At 44.9% G+C, this 19,279-nt stretch carries 18 protein-coding genes; 9 read left to right on the top strand and 9 right to left on the bottom strand.

The genetic code is table 11. The annotated features are described in order from the left end of the window. Window positions 1–94 precede the first annotated feature (94 nt). The 3 genes from LAY57_RS36435 (at window position 95) to LAY57_RS08275 (ending at window position 4,302) form a co-directional block, all read left to right on the top strand. A complete protein-coding gene (locus LAY57_RS36435) occupies window positions 95–400 on the top strand; it encodes a type 2 periplasmic-binding domain-containing protein (protein ID WP_420839071.1) in 306 nt (101 codons plus the stop codon). Further along, entirely contained in the window at window positions 387–2,468 is a 2,082-nt protein-coding gene (locus LAY57_RS08280; protein ID WP_249065936.1) for a CASTOR/POLLUX-related putative ion channel, read from the top strand. Before LAY57_RS36435 ends, LAY57_RS08280 begins: the two co-directional genes overlap by 14 nt. Window positions 2,469–2,739: 271 nt before the next feature. Next, window positions 2,740–4,302 carry a zinc ribbon domain-containing protein gene (locus tag LAY57_RS08275; RefSeq protein WP_249065935.1) on the top strand — a complete coding sequence of 521 codons (1,563 nt, stop codon included), beginning with the start codon at window positions 2,740–2,742 and terminating at the stop codon, window positions 4,300–4,302. A 13-nt stretch (window positions 4,303–4,315) separates the two neighbouring features. Here LAY57_RS08275 and LAY57_RS08270 read toward each other — a convergent pair whose 3' ends face one another. The 7 genes from LAY57_RS08270 to LAY57_RS08240 all read right to left on the bottom strand — a co-directional run bounded on the left by LAY57_RS08270 (window position 4,316) and on the right by LAY57_RS08240 (window position 11,711). Next, complete coding sequence (locus tag LAY57_RS08270) at window positions 4,316–5,035, bottom strand: ABC transporter ATP-binding protein (RefSeq protein WP_249065934.1); 720 nt, start codon at window positions 5,033–5,035, stop codon at window positions 4,316–4,318. 50 nt (window positions 5,036–5,085) lie between these two features. Continuing rightward, window positions 5,086–5,874 carry an ABC transporter ATP-binding protein gene (locus tag LAY57_RS08265; RefSeq protein WP_249065933.1) on the bottom strand — a complete coding sequence of 263 codons (789 nt, stop codon included), beginning with the start codon at window positions 5,872–5,874 and terminating at the stop codon, window positions 5,086–5,088. Between the two features lie 22 nt (window positions 5,875–5,896). After that, entirely contained in the window at window positions 5,897–6,829 is a 933-nt protein-coding gene (locus tag LAY57_RS08260) for a branched-chain amino acid ABC transporter permease (RefSeq protein WP_249065932.1), read from the bottom strand. A 65-nt stretch (window positions 6,830–6,894) separates the two neighbouring features. Then, window positions 6,895–7,845 (bottom strand): branched-chain amino acid ABC transporter permease, encoded by a 951-nt coding sequence (locus tag LAY57_RS08255; protein ID WP_249065931.1) that lies wholly within the window; start codon window positions 7,843–7,845, stop codon window positions 6,895–6,897. Between the two features lie 153 nt (window positions 7,846–7,998). Then, window positions 7,999–9,225: an ABC transporter substrate-binding protein gene (locus LAY57_RS08250; protein ID WP_249065989.1), complete on the bottom strand. Its 1,227-nt coding sequence runs from the start codon at window positions 9,223–9,225 to the stop codon at window positions 7,999–8,001. A gap of 82 nt (window positions 9,226–9,307) precedes the next feature. After that, window positions 9,308–9,658 (bottom strand): NAD(P)/FAD-dependent oxidoreductase, encoded by a 351-nt coding sequence (locus tag LAY57_RS08245; RefSeq protein ID WP_249065930.1) that lies wholly within the window; start codon window positions 9,656–9,658, stop codon window positions 9,308–9,310. Between the two features lie 148 nt (window positions 9,659–9,806). Beyond that, entirely contained in the window at window positions 9,807–11,711 is a 1,905-nt protein-coding gene (locus tag LAY57_RS08240; protein ID WP_249065929.1) for a hypothetical protein, read from the bottom strand. 90 nt (window positions 11,712–11,801) lie between these two features. Here LAY57_RS08240 and LAY57_RS08235 point away from each other — a divergent pair, with 90 nt between their 5' ends. The 6 genes from LAY57_RS08235 to LAY57_RS36160 all read left to right on the top strand — a co-directional run bounded on the left by LAY57_RS08235 (window position 11,802) and on the right by LAY57_RS36160 (window position 17,755). Next, on the top strand, window positions 11,802–13,112 hold the full coding sequence (locus LAY57_RS08235; RefSeq protein ID WP_249065928.1) for an MFS transporter: 1,311 nt from the start codon (window positions 11,802–11,804) through the stop codon (window positions 13,110–13,112). A 53-nt stretch (window positions 13,113–13,165) separates the two neighbouring features. After that, on the top strand, window positions 13,166–13,771 hold the full coding sequence (locus tag LAY57_RS08230; protein WP_249065927.1) for a glutathione binding-like protein: 606 nt from the start codon (window positions 13,166–13,168) through the stop codon (window positions 13,769–13,771). Between the two features lie 139 nt (window positions 13,772–13,910). Next, entirely contained in the window at window positions 13,911–14,528 is a 618-nt protein-coding gene (locus LAY57_RS08225) for a Uma2 family endonuclease (protein WP_249065926.1), read from the top strand. Between the two features lie 50 nt (window positions 14,529–14,578). After that, window positions 14,579–14,851 carry a BrnT family toxin gene (locus tag LAY57_RS08220; RefSeq protein ID WP_249065925.1) on the top strand — a complete coding sequence of 91 codons (273 nt, stop codon included), beginning with the start codon at window positions 14,579–14,581 and terminating at the stop codon, window positions 14,849–14,851. Beyond that, window positions 14,838–15,071: a hypothetical protein gene (locus LAY57_RS08215; protein ID WP_249065924.1), complete on the top strand. Its 234-nt coding sequence runs from the start codon at window positions 14,838–14,840 to the stop codon at window positions 15,069–15,071. The genes LAY57_RS08220 and LAY57_RS08215 overlap by 14 nt, the downstream gene beginning before the upstream one ends. A 347-nt stretch (window positions 15,072–15,418) precedes the next feature. Further along, complete coding sequence (locus LAY57_RS36160; RefSeq protein WP_338022375.1) at window positions 15,419–17,755, top strand: hybrid sensor histidine kinase/response regulator; 2,337 nt, start codon at window positions 15,419–15,421, stop codon at window positions 17,753–17,755. On the opposite strand, the gene LAY57_RS08200 is transcribed toward LAY57_RS36160, so the two are convergent. Then, the gene (locus tag LAY57_RS08200) at window positions 17,742–18,851 is read right to left on the bottom strand and encodes a vWA domain-containing protein (protein WP_249065923.1); all 1,110 of its coding nucleotides are present in this window, start codon (window positions 18,849–18,851) and stop codon (window positions 17,742–17,744) included. The two genes, LAY57_RS36160 and LAY57_RS08200, sit on opposite strands and share 14 nt — an antisense overlap. Before the next feature lie 145 nt (window positions 18,852–18,996). Then, window positions 18,997–19,149 carry a hypothetical protein gene (locus LAY57_RS08195; protein ID WP_249065922.1) on the bottom strand — a complete coding sequence of 51 codons (153 nt, stop codon included), beginning with the start codon at window positions 19,147–19,149 and terminating at the stop codon, window positions 18,997–18,999. Between the last annotated feature and the right edge of the window lie 130 nt (window positions 19,150–19,279).

The following is a 19,279-nucleotide window of genomic DNA, read 5'->3' as shown; positions in this document are numbered from 1 at the left end:
CTTAAACACAAAATTCCATTATAGTCAAGTATATAAAACAAATATTGCGGCTGGAAAACTGAGCTAAAAGTGACTGCATTCTGATACAGTCTTGATGATTTTAGATACTTACGGAGGCGCTGACACCGTTTGCAAGCGCATTAGGGAAATGACAAACGGGCGTTTTACGATTACGCCTTTCGCTGCGGGTGAGATTGTCCCAGGACTACAGGTTCTAGACGCCGGACAAGCGGGAACGGTTGAATGCGCTGACACCACCTACACAGTCGGTACTTTTTCGTTGTTGGTGTGTTATAATTCTTCTTCTGGTAAGGTTTACGCCTATACACCCAAAGTTTCTGTAAGATTTAGATATGTCCAGTATTGTTTAAAGGTTGGTAGTAACTTTGACAAACGATAGCAGTCGAGCTTCTGGAAATCAAGTCTCGTGGCAAAAGCGCCTAAAGGATAACTTCGACAACTATATAAGGTTGGTATTAACTTTGACAAAGAACAGCAGTCAAGCTTCTGAAAATGAAATCACCTGGCAAAAGCGCCTACAGTATAAATTCGACAACTTTATGTCGAAAGGAGGGATGTCGGTCTTTCTGGCATTAGTGTCAGTATTTATTGCTGCTTTTGCGGTGATGACAACTGCACGTTATGTTGTAGAACGATTCTTTCCTAACGGCCCTAAAAAAGGTACTGATGACTTACTTTGGGAAATTTTTGTTCAGCTTATAGGTTTAAGAGACACAGGAGACGAGGCCAATTTTGCTGCTAAGTTTGTGGGTGTAATCACGATTTTTATCGGCTTAGTGTTGTTCTCCAGCTTAATAGCTTTCATTACCCAGCAGTTTGAATCAAGACTAGAGTTGCTGCGTAAGGGGAAAAGTTTGGTAGTGGAAGAGAACCATACCTTAATTTTAGGATTTGGCGATAGGGTTGTAGATATTATTAAAGAGTTAGTGTTGGCTAACGAATCAGAATCAGATGCAGTCGTTGTGATCTTGGCTGACAAAGATAAGGAGGAGATGGATGATTTCCTGCGGAATAATATAGCCGATCTAAAAACAACGCGAGTGGTGACTCGCAATGGCCCGATCGCAAATTTATCTAACCTAGATAAAGTAGGTGTCAAAGTTGCTAAATCCATTATTATTTTGAATGATTCTAAAAGTTCAGATAACGAGCAATTTAAGACTTTATCTGATGCAAGAGTGGTTAAGGGAATCCTGGCAGTTGTGGCAGCTAATGGGGAAGAAAACTTGCCGCCAATTATCGTAGAATTACATTTGGAACAATATCGCCGCCTAGCTCAAAACATTGCTCCCGGCGCAGTCACCACTCTTAATGAAGCTGAGATATTGGCTCTGATTTTAGTTCAAACTTCGCGGAGTGTAGGACTGGCTAGAGTATATTTAAACTTGGTGGGCTTTGAAGGAAACGAATTTTATTTCTATCGTTCTGAATCTGGATGGAATAATATCACCTTCGGTGAATTGCCATTTCATTTATTGCAGGCTGTCCCATTAGGAATTCGTCATGGAGATGGCAGCTTAACACTCAAAACAAACAAAGATTATAAGTTAAGTAAAGATGATGAAGCGATCGTCCTAGCTGAAGATGACTCAACTATTCAGTTTTCTCCAGAACCTGTAGTACAGCTTAACCGTGTTGGATGTGTCGAGCGCAACCAAACTTTAGAGATGGAAACTGAAAATTATCTGATTATTGGCTGGAACAGCAAAACCGCGATCGCTCTCGAAGAATATGCGAAATGCCTAGTCAAAGATTCGCAGGTTAACCTGGCGGTAGAGGTTTTAAACGATGAAATTAAAGCTGAATTTGACAATATTGCTAAAGCCTATCCACATATCAAGATGGAAATCATGCAAGTAGATGTGGATTCAGTCGATCAGCTAAAAACCCTGAAACCATATAAATTTGACAGCATCTCAATTTTAGCAGGTAGCGGGGAAAACGCTGAGGAAATAGATGCCAAAACGCTCACCATTTTGTTGGAAATACGGCAATTTTTTAAAGAATATACCACCGCCACAAAAACCAAAATTACCACTAATTTAATTGCAGAGATAATCGACTCGCAAAATACTGACTTGGTAATCAAAGCTGGTGTAAAAGACTTTCTCCTTACCAATCAATTTGTGTCTAAAATTTTGGCTCAGGTGTCGCAAGAACCTGATGTGATGTCAATATATCAGGATTTGTTTTCCCTTGACGGTAGCGAACTGTATATTAAGCCAATATGGCTTTACTTTCCAGCCAACCAAATTGGCAAGTTGACCTTCGCTGACTGCATACTCGCTGCACAAAACCGCGACGAAGTATGTATTGGCGTAAGAATTAGTTCTCAAGCCCAAATTAAAAACAAAAACTTTGGTATTTATTTAGCACCGACTCTGGATAAGAATTTTAATCTCACTGTCTATGATTCACTGATTACTTTAGCTGACGATCAAAACTGACGGAGAGTGGGAGAGGGGAAGAGGGGGAGAGTGGGATAGGAAAACAGAATGATAGATAATTTTCTGGTACGAAGGGAGTATCACCGGAAAACGAGCGGGAAGCCCCTGGCTTTAGACATAGGAATGAACGCGATTGGCGGTTTTAACCGCAGTCAAGTTAATGTGATCTTGACAAGCATATAAGATCTTGTTATTTGATTTAAACTCATTTGCTATTGCTAATATATGATCGCCTTCTATACAATAGTAAAATCAGTTAATTAATAAGTCAATGCCTCGCCAATCTAGCACGGCTAAAACCCCATCATTTATTGTTGAGATACCCTTGGTGGTATCCGACGAAGATGCTGGGGTTTTGTCGTCTAGATTTGAAGCAGGCAGGCAACTTTATAATGCCTGCTTGGGTGAGGCAATGCGACGACAAAAGCTGATTAAACAATCCAAGAAATATCAGTCAGCCAGGAAACTTAAAAAGGGTAAGGCAAGAACAGCAGCATTCAAAGAAGCGAATCAGGCTTACGGTTATAGCGAATACAATCTGCATTCTTATTGCACGATTGTTCGCAATTCTTGGATGGGAGAACAGATTGACTCAAATACCGCTCAGAAAATAGCTACCCGTGCCTTCAATGCCTCTTGTCGAGTAGCTTTCTGTCAAGCTAAAAAGGTCAGGTTCAAAGGGAAAAACCAACTGGATTCCTTGGAAGGTAAGACAAATAAGACGGGAATTAGGTGGGTAAATAAAACTTTAGTTTGGGGCAATCTCCAGCTAAAGCCATATCTAACAACCTACGACTCAGTAATAAGTTATGGTCTGAGTTGTCGAGTTAAATATGTGAGGTTAGTGCGTCGTCGGATTAATAGTAAAACCTTTTATTATGCTCAATTAGTTTGTGAGGGTAAGCCATTCCAAAAGCCCAAAAACCAAATTGGTCAAGGAACTGTTGGACTAGATATTGGGCCGTCTACTATTGCCCTTGTTGGGGATGAATCTGCAAAACTAACATTATTCGCATCGGAATTGAAGTTTGCTGAAAAGGAAATCCGTCGACTTCAAAGGAAGTTGGAAAGGTCTAGAAGGGCGAACAATCCCAATAACTACAATTCCAATTTTGTTAACCAGAAAGTCCAGCAGAAAAAGGGAACTATTAAGAAGGGGTGCAAACAGTGGAATAATTCTCGAATTTACCAGAAGACTAGAACTGTCAAATCTAATTTGTCAAGAAGGTTAGCTGCTCATAGAAAGTCCTTGCATGGTCATTTAGTTAATGATATTCTCAGTCTTGGTAACACAATTAAATTAGAAAAGTTATCCTACAAATCCTTTCAAAAGAATTATGGAAAATCTGTAGGGAAACGCGCACCGGGAGGATTTGTATCGCACTTAAAACGCAAGGCTGAAAGTGCTGGCGTTAGCGTGATGGAGTTCTCGACGCATTCAACTAAACTATCGCAAACTTGTCAATGCGGAACTGTGAAAAAGAAAAATCTCTCTGAGAGAATCCATCAATGCGATTGTGGAATTCTCTGTCAGAGAGATTTGTATTCAGCGTTTCTTGCTAAATTTGTTGATGAAAATGAACTGCTTCAAGCGAATCAAGCACAAAATGCTTGGTTAGGTTCGGAACCGATCCTGTATGCGGCTTGGAGACAGGCGACCCAAACTAACTTGCAATTAGGGGGACGAGTTCCTTCTTCCTTTGGTAAATTTCCAGAGTCAGAGCGAGTCGCAGCGAAAGTTCAAAATGTTGAGGCTAAGGTCTTGGATGTTGTACCTAATATTTGGGAGAGCCAAGAAGAGGTATCATTGCGTTTTGAACCCCCGTCCCTTTAGGGCTGGGGTGGCTTCAGCCTAAATACGCCTTTCTAACCAAGTCATCGTTGAGGAGGTTTGAGGCTTGTCCCGTTAGCGTGATGCGTCCGGCTTCAAGTATGTATCCTCGATCGGCCCTTTCTAGGGCAAGTTTGGCGTTTTGTTCCACCAGCAGGATAGTAACGCCAGTGGCACGCAGATCCCGAATAATTGAGAATATCTCTAGGACAATGGCGGGAGCAAGCCCAAGACTGGGCTCGTCTAAAAGCAAAAGTTTCGGTCTGCTCATTAAGGCGCGAGCGATCGCTAACATCTGTTGTTCGCCGCCGCTAAGTGTTCCCGCTAGTTGAAGGCGGCGTTCTGCCAAACGGGGGAAAATCTCAAATTGGCGATCGAGATCGGCCCTTACCGCTGCCAAATTAGAGCGGGTGTACGCCCCCAACTCCAGGTTATCTAGAACAGTTTGCCGAGCCAACACTCGGCGTCCTTCAGGGCTATGGGCGATACCCAGTTGCACTACCTCGTGAGCGGGGCGTCGGGTGATGTCCCGCCCTTGGTAAACAATCTGACCGCTGCGAGGGTTAATCAACCTAGAAATAGCTCGCAGGGTTGTGCTTTTGCCAGCGCCATTGGCTCCAATCAGGGTTACTACCTCACCCGCGTTAACGGTGAGATCGATATTTTGTAGGGCTTGGATACCACCGTAGTTGACGTAAAGTTCTTTAATTTCTAACAGCGGAATAGGTGGTTTCATAAAAAATGCACGGTAAGTGGGAAACTCAGAGGCTAAAGCCTCTGAGAGTGTCAATCACTTCCTAAGTAAGCTTCGATTACAGCAGGATTAGTTCTCACTTGGGCTGGATCGCCCAAAGCAATCAATTTGCCAAAGTTTAACACGGCAATGCGATCGCACAATCCCATAACCAAGGGTACGTGATGCTCGATTAAGATAACAGTCAGGTTGAACTGGCTACGCAGTTCGCGAATAAATTCGCTCAACTGGTTCTTCTCGCTCGGATTCATGCCAGCAGCGGGTTCATCGAGCAGTAAAACTTGCGGTTCTAAGGCAAGGGCGCGGGCAATTTCGAGGCGGCGTTGATCGCCGTAGGGAAAATTTCGCGCTTTTTCAAAGGCCCGATCGCTTAAACCCACTAAATCGAGCAACTCCAAAGCCTTCTGCTTGTTTCTTATTTCCTCGCTTGGAGCTGGTGGCAAGCCTAATATGCCCCTTATAAAACCACTTTTAGTATGGATATGTCGCGCGATCGTCACATTTTCCAGCGCTGAGAGGTCGCCAAACAAGCGAATATTCTGAAAAGTACGGGCGATACCTGCTTTAGCAATTAGGTGCGGACGAAGGAAGGAAATTTCTTCACCTTGATAAAACATCTGCCCGCTGGAGGGTTCAATCAACCCCGTAATCATATTAAACAGCGTTGTTTTTCCAGCCCCATTCGGGCCAATCAGCCCAAAAATCTCATTTTTATTTACCGTGAAAGAGACATTATTAACAGCAACCAAACCGCCAAAAGTACGGTTTAGAGATTTGGCTTCTAAGATCGGATTGCTGGTGGTAAGATTTTCATCGATCATCTGCTGCTATACTACCTAAACATTAGCTTTGACTTTTCCGATCCTTTCGTCTTTTAAATAAATCCGGCGTCACCAAGCCTTGAGGGAAAAATATCGTTCCCAAGACTATCAGCAGTCCGAAAATAATCAGGCGACCATCTCGCAAAAATTGTGCTAGCCACAGAGGTAAACCAGCGGTATCTGCGATCGCTCTCAACACTTCAGGCAAGGCTGTAAATACCATACCACCCAAAACAGGCCCCACAAAAGTTCTAGTGCCGCCAATTAACACCGAAGTTAAGTAAACTATACTGGCATCAAAAGTTCCTTGACGGGCATTCCAAGTATTCAGAAAGTGGGCGCTAACAGCACCAACGACACCTGCTAGAATAGCACCCAGCGTAAAAGCCAAAACCTTATAGTAAGTTGGGTCGATACCCATTGCACCCGCAGCCAATTCATCCTCGCGGATAGCTGTGAAAGCTCGTCCCAGCCGAATACGCTCAAGGCGATAGAGCAAAACCATACTCATCAGAAGCAATGGTATGACAATCCACAAATATTCGATCGGAGTTAAAAAGGGCTGAGGAATGCCAAAAATGCCCACCGCACCCCCAGTGATGTCCAAGTTGAGCGAGAGAACCCGCAAAACTTCCACAAAAGCAATAGTTGCGATCGCCAAATAAATCCCCCGCAACCGCAGCGCCGGAATTCCCACCAAAACCCCCAACACGCCAGAAACTACACCAGCGATCGACATCTCCAATAACACCAGCCCAATCGGATATAAACCATCGCTAACTTTAAATACCTGCGTAGATAAAATCGCCGCAATATATCCACCCAAAGCATAAAAACCAGGGCTAGCTAAAGACAATTGCCCAGTCATCAGCGGCAAATACAGCGACAGCCCCAGTAATGCCCCCATCACCATAGAGACAATCAGAAATCCGTAAGTACTTAAAAATCCAGCCATAAAATGATTTTAGATTTTAGATTTCAGATTTGGGATTTTTGATTCAATCCAAAATCTGAAATCGACTACACCTTTTGGACAAAGCGACGCCCCAGCAAACCTTGCGGTCTAACCAATAGCATAATAAACAATATCCCAAAAGCAAAGGCATCTTTATAAGCAGAATAATCTGCCGGAACAAACGCCTCAATCAACCCAATTACTACACCTCCCAATACCGCGCCCGGAATACTTCCCAAACCGCCGAGTACGATAACTGCTAATCCCTTCAGCCCAAAAGCAATGCCGAAATATGGCCCTGGAATGCTAACGCTAGAGGCTACCAAAGTACCAGCTAACCCAGCCAGAAAGCTGCTGATAAAAAATGTCAGCACAATAAAGCCATCTGTATTAATACCCAGCAAACTAGCAGTAATTGGATCTTCAGCAACAGCTTTCATCGCCTTACCGTATTTAGTGCGATTGATGAAATAGGTGAGGATTGTCAAAATTACCACGCTAACGCCAAAAATAACTACTTGAACAGTGCGAATGGGAATCGGTTTTTCGGCTGTGCCAAAGTTAATTGCAGCAGGCAAATTGCCATAAGTATTGCCTGGAAATGTGTAGTTTTCTGCACCTACCAAATACTGAATCAAATTAACAATTACTAATGCCACACCCAAACTGGAAACCACTGTCAGCAGTGAATCAGCACGCTTGCGCCGCAGAGGGCGAAAGGCAATGCGCTCAACGGCAACTCCAACCAATCCAGCAAGTGCGCTTCCCAGAATTAATGCCAGCGCGAAAGGAAGTTTTACGGGTAATGCAGCATTGGCAAGCAATCCGTTCAAACCAAATGCCTCTCCCATTAGCGCATAAGTGAAGTATGCACCAAGGGTAAAAAGCGCTCCGTGAGCAAAATTAATGATGCCTAAGATGGAGAATATTAAGGTGTATCCCAAAGCAAAAATTGCATAAATGCTGCCGATCGACAAACCATTTAAGAATTGTTGTACAAACAGTGTTATATCCATATTATTTTATGTTTTGCTAGATGTTTTGCTTAGCTGTTGCTTACTTCAGGGATAATAAGGTATGTTGTTGCGCTTTAGCGCTAGATCTGGCGCTGAAGTGCAACAACGTACTTAATGCAAAGCTATAAACAGTGGGGTTTTGCATGGTGGCAACTACTTCAAAAAGGCAAATTTTCCGTTATTCCCGTCTTTATCCACCTTTAGTTGTGCGACATAAAAATCTTTCTGGATCACATCACCTACTGGCGTGAAGGCAATCTCACCCAAGGGAGTATCATACTTTCCAGCTAGCAGTTGCTTGTTCAATTCTGTACGCAACTGAGCTAGCGGTAATTTACTAATCTCGCTCTTTTTATCCAAAGCTTGCAGTGCTTCCACATATACTTGAACAGCCGCGAATGCTTGGGCGCTGAACTGCGGGGGCTCTTTTTTGTATTGATTAAGATAAGTAGTGCGGAAAGTTTTGTTAATCTCATTAACGTGATCGGGACTGTAAGCTTGTGCAACTAAAACACCGTCGCAGAGAGCTTTACAAACGGTGAAAATACTAGAAGTATTGAAGCCATTGCCCCCAATAATGATATTTTTATAACCCAGTTCTCGCAGTTGTCGTACTAAGTTGCCTCCGTCTGTTGCCAAACCGGAAATAATTATCAAATCGGGTTTTAGGTTAATAGCGTTGGTAGCTTGTGTTTGAAAGTCAGTATCCGTAGTTTGGAATTTTTGGACTGTTACTACATCTAGTCCTTGCTCTTTAACAGTTTCCTGAAAAGTTCCAGTTTCGGACTTGCTAAACGCATCGTTTTGGGCGTAAAAAACTGCGACTTTTTTGATGTTGGGATTAATCTTGAGCGCCGCTTTTACTGAATTAGGAGCAACAATGGCTACTGGTGCAGAAACGCGAGCAACGTAATCGCCAATTTCGGGGATTCCTTTAGCGGTATTGGATGCTCCGAGTACTGGCACTTTAGCACGTTCTGCGATCGGATCTGCACTAAACGCTTGCTGGGAGAGGGTCGGGCCAACAATGCCGACAACTTGGCTTTGAGTGATCAGGGTTTGAAATGCGTTAATCGCGCCTGCTTCTTCTCCGCCTGTGTCCTGAATAACCAATTTAATTGGGGTGCCGTCGATGCCTCCTTTGTCGTTAAAATATTTCTCGGCAATTTTGGCACCCGCAACGCCTTCTTGACCCAGTAAGGCAACGTTGCTTGTTAACGCTAAAGCAATTCCAATCGGAATGGCGTTAGACGAACCTGCTGTTGGCGAAGGATTAGTTGTGGTTGTGGGTGCTGGGCCTGAGTTAGTTTGAGTGCAGGCACTCAGCAGGAAAGCGAAGGCAACAAATAAGGCGGAGGTACGGACAGCAGTTTTTTTCATAGCTGGCAAACAAATATCTTCCTATAGGGAGATTTTATATATTAACCAATTTCAGTAGATCTTTTGTGTTTTCAAGTGAACTTTAATTATTAAATTTAGCCATAAATCGGCGATCGATCCAATCTTTCCCGTACCACAGCAGGGGGGACTCCCATCCCAATGACCCCCAGGATGCGATCGCAGAACCATCACCCGTGCCAATCAAACTTAGATAACGTTTTTGCGGTTTATAGGGTGACAGGCGAGGACGCTTATCCCACTGCTGCAATTGTTTTTCCTGTAATATCTGCCACAGATTATTAAATAATGGTTTACCTTGTCGTACTGCAAACACCCCCGCTTTCGGACAGGGATTATTAACGATTGTGGCAATATCGCCAGCGGCAAAAACATCGGGATGAGAGATAGACTGCAAATTGTCGGTGACCGCCACCAATTAATAAGCTGCTACGCATTTAATTTGTATGTTTAGCGGGAGTGGGAGAGTGGGGGAGTGGGGGAGTGGGAGAGGAATTGAAGGTTTGATTGCCGGATTAGAAATATCCGAATTAGATGCGTGTTAGCTTACCAGTTTCTGCTGATTATTCATTAGAAAGTTGTTGGCTGTTCAAATTAACACGCAAACGCCAACTTTCTCCAACGGGATTGCGATATTCCAAAACGCCACTTCTCAAACCTTCTCGCAGATAGGGACTTTCTATTACAGGCCAATTTTTCAACACTCGCGGTTTACCGTTGATACTGGCGCGACCGATCGCACCATTAGCTTCGTAGGTCATGATTAAGCGATCGCCCTCCAAGCCAGTATAAGCCAACTTGCCTTGTTTTTCCCATTCGCGATCGTCTACCACAGTCCGATCTAATCCAGCAGTCAAACGTTTAAAATCTGGATAATCAGCAAATCTTGCCACATCCGTAATCCAAGCGGTTTTATTCCCACTAGCAGCCAAAGCTTGATCATCCTTATACCTTTCCGACACAGGTGCAACCAAACTAATCCTTTCACCCCAAGGACGCGCAACAAGCCAGGTTTCCTCAATAAGCCAAATATACCAATCTCCGTGTCTTTGCGGTTGACCGTAGCGAATTGGCAAAACCAAGCGAGACTCTGCTGGCACCTTGGCTGTCAAATCTTTTTGATTTAAAATTAACTGATAAATTACTGCACTGCGTCCCTGTAAATATTGATCTCCCGGACTGCGACCAGTTGCCATAAGATTGAAGAAAGTTCCCCCCAAACTAACCACCGCGTTATTTAACTTTTTGGGGTCTCGCACCACTAATTTATATGTGGCATTCTGAGGATTGATGGTTCCTTTAATCTGGTACGATCGTTGCGGTTCGAGAAGAGTGCCGAGACTGTAGTCTTTAGTAATGTAAAAAGTTTCCCAGAGATTGTTGTCTTGATGGTAGCTATAATAAACTGGATGAGCAGCGCGTGCTAGAAAAGGAAGCGGTATTTCCTTACGCGCCAGTTGTCGCAAACTGGGGTCAGGACGATAGGAACTCAACGCCGCCAATAGTGCCAGTCTGGCATTACTTTTATTCATTTTTTCAACAACATCAATATTTTCTTCTGTTTTGCCTTTTGACTTTTGACTTTTGACTTCCCGATCTCCCCACCACATCCAAGCTACCGCAGTCAAACCGCTATCCCAGGTGTTGCGATCGAATCCGCGACTTTCCGCACCACCAGCAGTTCCCCAGCTGAGGCGCAAAGCCATGTTGGCGGCGTACCAATCCAAACCCGCTTTTGCCAGCTGTCGCAGTTCGGGGGTACTGGCAAAGTCATAGAGATTGAGCAAACCGCCGATGCTATATCCGTAGTAAGTTGAAGAATGAAATTCTCCTTGTCCGATCGTCAAAAACTTGTTGAGTTCCGATCGCAACCATGCTTCAATCGTAGCTGGCGTCGCCGGATCTTCGTTAGGCCATCCGCTACCATCCATCAAGGCGAGTCCAGATAAGCGGTGCATGAACATATGGTTTTCCGTGCCTGTTTCCAGCCACTCTTTGACGCGGGGTGAGGCCACCATACGGCGGTAGGATTCCGCTACGTTCCCTGGCATTTTGTCCCGGAATAGAAAGAAGATGCGAATGTCAAAGACGCTGCGGAAATGATACAAATCCTGCTTATCTTTGTCCATGTTCAGGAGGATATCCCAACTGTGTTGGCGATCGGATCGCTCTCCTAAACTAAGGCGCGATAGGATAATGGGAAGCAAGTACTTGTGGGGGTCGCCGATCTTCTCCCGTCGCCACCAAGCATCGAGTTTGTCTAAGTCTTCGGCTGCTAATTTTTCGCGAATAGCCAAGCTGCGAGCCCTAAATGCCGCCTCTTGGGTGTTATCCCAGCGACGATCGCCGATCGGTGCTACCTTGAGGTAGGTTTCTATACCAGACGACTGCTTGACTTGGGAAGTAGCGATCGAACACCCAGAAACGAGCAGAGATAGTATAGTTGCGATCGGTATAGCTTTTCTCATTCGGATAGTTCGTCTCACACCAGATGGGTTTTTAGTTCAAAGCGTAAGTCCTGATAGATTAACAGCAATCCTTACTTCTTGAAATCATCAATGCTGCAATTAAGTCGCTATCAATGGATTGTACTGTTTGCCGCGTGGCTGGGTTGGGGCTTTGATATCTTCGACAACGTACTATTCAATTATGTTGCTCCCAACTGCGTGCCTACCCTGTTGGGCTTGACTATCGGTTCGCCGGAAGCTAAAGCAGCAACCCTTTTGTGGACTGGTATTTTGAGTTCCGTTCTATTGTTGGGTTGGGCCGTTGGAGGGATAGTTTTCGGGAAAGTAGCCGATCGCATCGGTCGCACTAAAACCCTCCTGATCACCATGCTACTCTATGCTTTGGGGACTGCTGCCTGCGCCTTCGCTCCCAATATGGGGGTTTTGGTGCTGTGTAGGATCGTAGCCAGTCTGGGTATAGGTGGCGAATGGGCGGCAGGCGCATCAATGGTAGCAGAAGTAATGCCAGAGCGATCGCGTGTAGAAGCAGGAGTGCTTTTAAATACGGCGGCATCGGCTGGGCCATTTTTAGCCAGCTTCCTTAATTTCCAAATCGCCGGAGTGCTGTTACCGGAAAGTCCCGAAACTTCTTGGCGCTTTGTATTTCTATTTGGTTTGATTCCGGCGGCGGTTGCTGTGATTGTGCGCTTATTTGTCAAAGAGCCAGAACGTTGGCAAAAAGTAGCCGAAAACGTCGATCCTGCTAGAATTCGGGAACTTTTTCAACTCCCCAACCGAGCCGCGACGATTAGCGGTTTAGCGATCGCAACGATCGCTTTGATCACTTTAACGAGTTGTCTGGCTTTCATGCCCGCAATTGCCTCTGGATTAGCCTCCTCAGTGGCGCTAGAGAGGGGATTGAATCTTGCGGCGACCCAATCTCTGATCGAACAATGGAAAGCGATCGCCACCAATAGCTGTAGCATTGGCAGTTTGATTGGCACCCTGCTAACAGTACCAGCTGCTAAATACTTGGGGCGCAAAATCATGTTTTCCATCTACTTTGTTTTATCTTCCCTCACAATCCTGATTGATTTCGGGTTACCATTATCTCCAGAAACCCGCCTTTACTTTTACTTTTTCATTGGTTTGACTGTAGCTGGAGTTTTTGGTAGTTTCACCTACTATCTACCAGAACTGTTTCCGACTAGACTGCGAGCAACTGGTGCTGGGTTTTGCTACAACGCAGGGCGGGTATTTGCCGCGATCGGGCCTTTATTAATCGGATATCTAGCATCTCAAGGCACAAATACTTTATCTACTGCAATAGATACTTTGTTTTGGGTTGGTTTTATCCCCTTGCTGGGAATCGCCTTTATGCCTTGGGCGATCGAAACTAAGGGATTGGTTTTAGCTGATTGATTTGACTAATGACTAATGAATAATGACTGTTTCTAACTTTGGAGTGGTGATTTATGATTGACCTTTACACCTTTACTACACCTAACGGTCGCAAAGCTTCCGTCATGCTGGAGGAAGTCGAACTTCCCTACAACGTTCACAAAATTGACATTACCAAGGGCGAGCAATTTACGCCTGAGTTCGTGGCGATTAATCCCAATAGCAAGATTCCCGCCATTGTCGATCGCGAAAATGACATCGCTGTGTTTGAGTCCGGTGCTATCTTAATTTACCTCGCGGAGAAAACGGGGAAATTTATGCCCACAGACCAAAAAGGTCGCTATCAAGTGTTGGAATGGCTGATGTTTCAAATGGGTGGCGTCGGGCCAATGTTTGGTCAACTAAACCACTTCAAGCGATTTGCACCAGAAAAAATTCCTTACGCCATTGAACGCTACGAAAAGGAAACATTGCGACTCTACGGTGTGTTAGATAAGCAATTGGCAGAAAATCAATTTATCTGCGGTGATTATTCAATTGCTGATATTGCTACCTATCCCTGGGTTGCAACTTACGAGTTTCAAGGACTAACTCTAGATAATCACCCAAATCTTAAACGCTGGGTAGAAACAGTGCAACAGCGACCCGCAGTACAAAAAGGAATGCTTGTTCCTGCTTAACTCACATCTTACAAACCGGGTTTCTCTACGAAAAATGTGGGTTTTAGGTAAGGACAACTGCAAGAAACCCGGTTTCTGACTCTCGTGCAAAATGTGAGTTAACTATGTTTAACTAGAAACAGAAGTCTAGGAGAAACCCATGTCTACGCTAATTCAAAACCCACCCGAAAACCTGGCTGAAAGCCAAATAGAAAACCCACCAGAGCAAAAAATCTGGACTGATGCCGAATTCATGGCGCTGAACCGAGATGGACACCGCTACGAAATTGTGAATGGAGAACTAATTGATATGGGAAACTCTGGTGCAAAACACGGTTATGTTGCCATTATTTTGAGTGCTGCCTTGTTTAATTGCGTATCGACGCAAAAATTAGGCGCAATGTTCGACTCCAGCACCGCCTTTAAGATGAAATCGGGGAATAAGCGATCGCCTGACATCTCCTTCATGGCCAAAGAACGTCTGCAAGGGCTAGACGACCTCCCCGAAGGCTTCCTAGAAGGTGCGCCGGATCTTGCTGTAGAAATCCTGTCTCCAAGCAATACAGTCGAAGAAATTCATAACAAACTCGTGGAATATTTCGAGAATGGGGCGCGTTTAGTGTGGGTACTTCATCCTAAAGAAAAGTATGTATTGGTGTATCGATCGGCCCAATCACCCGATCGCCTACTTAAGTCCACTGACTCCCTAGATGGCGAAGATATCGTCCCCGGTTTTACTCTTCCCATTGCCGATCTGTTTCAAAAACTCGCTTTTTAATAGTCAATATCCTTGTGTTTGTAAACAAAGATAAGGAAATGTAGTAATACATGGAATTTGAATGGAATCCAGACAAAGCGATCCTAAACTTTGAGAAGCATAGTGTTTCCTTTCAGGAAGCCGCAACCGTATTTAATGACCCGCTATCTGTAACCTTTCCCGATCTTAATCATTCCATCGGAGAAAGTCGCTACGTTATCATTGGTATATCTAGGTTTGGCCAACTTTTAATCGTTGCACACACCGATCGCGCAGAAAAAGTACAAATCATCAGCGATCGAAAAGCTACCCGCCAAGAGAAGAGGTTTTATGAACAAGGATGAAGAGAACGAAATGGAAGACGAATTACTTGCTGAGTATGACTTTGCTCAGATGGAAGGAGGCGTTAGAGGCAAGTATGTTGAGCGATATCGTGCAGGGACGAACTTAGTCCTTTTAGATCCCGACATTGCCCAAGCTTTTCCCAATGATGCAGCAGTGAATGACGCATTGAGGATGTTACTCCAGGTTGCACAGCGTCAGCAGTCTAATAATGCGGAATAAAAATTATTGGTGGAGTGCGATCCGCTTCAATTTATTATTAATACCTTCGACAATTCAATTATTAACTCAAGTTGCTAGTAAAGTACGTTATTAAGATGATCGTTACGACTTAGTATCCTAAATTACGCGAATTTCATTATCCTTTTTCCTCCCCTCCCATTCTCAAAAATTATCTCCTAGACAGGACTTACGCACAGACACTACCTGTAGTGGTAATTCATGAATTACCACTACAAAAACACACAATTTATAGAGGCGTTGCGTAAGTCCTGCTAGAGTAAGAATGGGAGATGAATGATAGACAAAAACTACAGCTGATGAATTCTCTAGCACGCTAGGTGAACCGATTGCCTCAAACAAGCACAAATCACACTTCGACAACGTTCAGTAGCTGGGCGCTTCCGCTGCGGTGGCATCTGGTGCTGCTTGTGGCAGGGTCTTTGCTCCCGGTGGTCTTGTTTGCGGTTGCCGTCGTCTATAAACTGTCGAACCAGGAGCAGGCGACATCAGAACGTCGCGCACTTCTAGCTGCCCGTACCCTGGCGGGGACAGTAGAGCGCGAGATTGCCAGCACATCTCGGACACTCCAGGCGCTGGCGGCATCTGAACGGCTCGATCGAGGCGATCTCAAGTCATTTTACAGTCAAGCTCGGCGGGTGGCGCAAACCCAACCAACCTGGTTGACCGCGATCCTCCTATCACCAGATGGTCGCCAGTTGGTGAACACCAAAAAACCTTTTGGTACGCCGTTGCCCCTGGCGATCGAGCCAGTCAGCCTGCGGCGCGTTGCCCTAACAAGCCAGCCGACAGTGGGCAATCTCACCCCTGGAGCGCAGGGAACACTCGCCTTCCCAGTCCGCGTTCCCGTAATCCGCAACGGCAATCTACGGTACGTCCTGACTGCTATCATCACCCCAAAAGCACTTGCCAGCGTCGTGGAACAACAGTCTCCTGTAGATGGAGAATGGACTCGTACAGTTGTTGATGGTCAGGGTATCGTGGTTGCTCGCACTCGCAATCCCGAACGTTTTGTCGGGCAGCGGGGAACACCATCTTTCCTGAAGCGGATTGGGAAGGCGACTGAGGGAGTGTACCGCGACACTACTCTGGAAGGAAAGCGGGTATATGTCGCCTTTAGTCGGATCGATGATTTTCGCTGGACGGTTGCCGTCACTGTCCCCGTTGCGGTCATCCAAGGGCCTTCTCAAAAAGCGATGTGGCTCGTCATCGGGTCTGGTTTGGCATTGCTACTAATGAGCGGCACAGGTGCGATCGTACTTTCGCGGCTGATTTCTCGCAGCATTACCTTATCTGCCGCCGCCGCAGAAGCTTTGGCCAAAGGCGAACGCCCTCAAATCGGTCCCTCACTCATCAAAGAAGTCGCTTTATTAGGTAAGTCCCTAGAATTTTCGGCTAACTTGCTGTCGCAACGGGAGCGGGAGTTGGCCGAAAATCTGGCGCAAGCGGAAGCAGCACGAGAGGAAGCCGAGGCAGCAAACCGCATCAAGGACGAGTTTCTCGCCGTGTTATCTCACGAGTTGCGAACGCCCCTCAACCCGATTCTCGGCTGGTCTAAATTGCTTCGCGCTGGAAGATTAGATGCAGCAAAAACCGCTTCCGCCTTGGAAACAATTGAGCGTAACGCTCTTCTCCAAACTCAACTAATTGAAGATCTGTTGGATGTTTCCCGCATCATACAAGGTAAATTGAACCTTAAGATGGCTCCTGTTGATTTAGCTTGGACAATTAACGCCGCACTGGAAACCGTGCGTTTAGCCGCACAAGCTAAGTCTATTCAAATCCAGGTATTGCTTGACCCAACAACAGGAAAGGTTTTAGGAGATTCTGGGCGTCTGCAACAAGTGGTTTGGAACTTAGTTTCTAATGCAGTGAAATTTACGCCTGAAGAAGGACGAGTAGAGGTGAGATTGCAGCACTTTGAGGAAGATAGCAACGATGGGAAAGACTCTCCCTCATCTTCTTTATCTATCCATTCCTACGCTCAAATTAGTGTCAGCGACAGTGGCAAAGGCATTTCTCCACAATTTTTGCCTCATGTCTTCGAGTACTTCCGTCAGGCAGATTCAACCACAACTCGGATATTTGGCGGATTGGGACTGGGGTTGGCAATAGTCCGCCATTTGGTTGAGTTACATGGTGGAACTGTTCGAGCAGACAGCCCTGGCGAAGGACAGGGTGCTACCTTTACTGTTCAGCTACCCCTGCTCGAAAAGAGGGAATTGCGAGAAGGAAGGAGTGAGCCATTGGATTACTCTCCATTGTCCATTGCCCATTACCCACTCGCTGAGGTTCGAGTCTTGTTAGTAGATGATGAGGAAGATGCGCGGGACGTGGTTGCGTTCATTCTGCAAGAAGCAGGGGCGATCGTTATAACTGCCAAATCTGCCCTGGAAGCTTTGAAAGCTTTTTCACCATCGACGGTAAATGTGGTGGTGAGTGATATTGGGATGCCAAAGATGGATGGCTATATGCTAATTCGGCAAATCCGAACCATGCCACCGGAACAGGGGGGACAGGTGCCTGCGATCGCTCTGACGGCTTACGCGGCAGAAATTGACCAGCAACAAGCGATCGCAGCCGGATTTCAACGGCATATTTCCAAGCCAGTCGATCCAGAAGAGTTGGTGAAAGCGATCGTCAATTTGATCGCTACTGAAGCTTAAATCCTTTAGCTGCTAATTGTTTGCGGAGACTTTCAATAATTACGTAATCAAGAGTATTGTCGCCACTATTGGCATTAGCTTGGCGTTGGTTAGCAACATATTCGCTACGTTTTTGAGATAAGTCGCGGATGGTTGCTTGAATTCTCTGTCTTTCAGCTTTCTTAGTTGCTACATATTCGCGCTTTTGAGCTAAAGTCATACCCCGCATAGCTGGCGGCAAAGCATTATCTGATAATTGCTCAAGGCTAACGATTCCTCGATCGAGAGCATCAATTAAATCCCAAGAAGCATTGTTATAATATCCAGAAGCTTTGGAGACACCGCGACTTACCAAATTTTCGCCGGAGTTACTATCTTCAATAGCCTGACGTTGTTGTCCAACTTCTCCTCCTGCACCATAGGGAATGTAGGTTTGATTGAGTTTAGCATTCCAACTCGCAATTTCCTCATCGTAAGGAGATTTAATAAATTCAATCTTTTTGTCTTGGTTAATATTAAAGTGATTACCTTTTGCTAAATTAGCTCCTGAAGCCCAAAGTTGTCGCTCTTGACTTTCCGCTGAACCACAGTAGATAGTGTTAACGAGGATATTTTCCCCAGCAGCAAGAGCAAGAGATTCTCGCCAAGGAATCGGGCCTTGATCGAATGGTTCATTACCCGCAATAAAAATCACGCGAAAATCTTCCCGATCTTTACTCCAGTTTAATTGTTGCATAGCCGATCGAATTACCCAACCTGCATATTCTTGACCGCCGTTGGTTTGGATACTAAATAGCTTTTCGGAAACTAAATCTAATTCAGAAGAAAATCCCGTTAAGAGTCTGACAAAACCTTCTTGTGAAGGTAAGTTATCGTTACCATAATGGTAGAGAGCAACTTCTAACTCTGGTACTTCGCCATCTTTGGTTACTTTAGTTAAAGAATTAACAATTTGCCAGATTTGAGTGCGAGTTTGGTCAATCAGTCCATCCATACTATTACTAGAATCTAGCAGGATGGCAATCTGAATTTTAGCTTTGGCAAAAGCTTTGCTGGGAAAACATAGGAGGCTCAAGGTGAGGGCTGTAACAAAGAAAAGTCGAGTGAGTTTCTGCATGGGTTTTCCTGATTTCCTCTATCAAACAGTATTTCCTGCGAATCTAAGTTAAATTTAGCCTATGAATATTTCAGTTGCTTTAAATGTAACAATAAGTAAACGGCACTTTTACGATCGCGTGACCTAGTGCTAGAGCGCCAGTCCACTAAAAGAGGTTGACAAAAGCAACATGGTGCGATCGCTTATACAGACCACGGCCCAGGCGTTGCATGAGGGCAGAAAAATTGTTGAAGAAAAGCGATCGCGCTAGCTCTGGAAGTATCTCCGTATTATTACGTATTTTACTATATATTAGCATACCATCTCTGTAAGAGCCCATTTGTTGAAATGATTCGTCCCCTTGACATAAAGGGAGTTAGATAAATGTAATTTAAAACACAAAGTAATTAAAATTACCAAAAATTTGCTCGATCTAAAGATTTGATTAA

It is taken from the genome of Argonema antarcticum A004/B2 (assembly GCF_023333585.1).
Taxonomy (GTDB): domain Bacteria; phylum Cyanobacteriota; class Cyanobacteriia; order Cyanobacteriales; family Aerosakkonemataceae; genus Argonema; species Argonema antarcticum.
The sequence above is the reverse complement of the archived record's forward strand: the minus strand, read 5'-3'. Positions and strand labels throughout refer to the sequence as shown.

Excerpts from the sequence above, each read along its gene's own strand:
- LAY57_RS36435 (WP_420839071.1), top strand. The coding sequence starts at position 95 with ATGATTTTAGATACTTACGGAGGCGCTGACACCGTTTGCAAGCGCATT.
- LAY57_RS08255 (WP_249065931.1), bottom strand. The coding sequence starts at position 7,845 with ATGGATATAACACTGTTTGTACAACAATTCTTAAATGGTTTGTCGATC.
- LAY57_RS08260 (WP_249065932.1), bottom strand. The coding sequence starts at position 6,829 with ATGGCTGGATTTTTAAGTACTTACGGATTTCTGATTGTCTCTATGGTG.
- LAY57_RS08215 (WP_249065924.1), top strand. The coding sequence starts at position 14,838 with ATGAACAAGGATGAAGAGAACGAAATGGAAGACGAATTACTTGCTGAG.
- LAY57_RS08235 (WP_249065928.1), top strand. The coding sequence starts at position 11,802 with ATGCTGCAATTAAGTCGCTATCAATGGATTGTACTGTTTGCCGCGTGG.
- LAY57_RS08265 (WP_249065933.1), bottom strand. The coding sequence starts at position 5,874 with ATGATCGATGAAAATCTTACCACCAGCAATCCGATCTTAGAAGCCAAA.
- LAY57_RS08230 (WP_249065927.1), top strand. The coding sequence starts at position 13,166 with ATGATTGACCTTTACACCTTTACTACACCTAACGGTCGCAAAGCTTCC.
- LAY57_RS08250 (WP_249065989.1), bottom strand. The coding sequence starts at position 9,225 with ATGAAAAAAACTGCTGTCCGTACCTCCGCCTTATTTGTTGCCTTCGCT.
- LAY57_RS08195 (WP_249065922.1), bottom strand. The coding sequence starts at position 19,149 with ATGCTAATATATAGTAAAATACGTAATAATACGGAGATACTTCCAGAG.
- LAY57_RS08200 (WP_249065923.1), bottom strand. The coding sequence starts at position 18,851 with ATGCAGAAACTCACTCGACTTTTCTTTGTTACAGCCCTCACCTTGAGC.
- LAY57_RS08225 (WP_249065926.1), top strand. The coding sequence starts at position 13,911 with ATGTCTACGCTAATTCAAAACCCACCCGAAAACCTGGCTGAAAGCCAA.
- LAY57_RS08270 (WP_249065934.1), bottom strand. The coding sequence starts at position 5,035 with ATGAAACCACCTATTCCGCTGTTAGAAATTAAAGAACTTTACGTCAAC.
- LAY57_RS08275 (WP_249065935.1), top strand. The coding sequence starts at position 2,740 with ATGCCTCGCCAATCTAGCACGGCTAAAACCCCATCATTTATTGTTGAG.
- LAY57_RS08240 (WP_249065929.1), bottom strand. The coding sequence starts at position 11,711 with ATGAGAAAAGCTATACCGATCGCAACTATACTATCTCTGCTCGTTTCT.
- LAY57_RS08220 (WP_249065925.1), top strand. The coding sequence starts at position 14,579 with ATGGAATTTGAATGGAATCCAGACAAAGCGATCCTAAACTTTGAGAAG.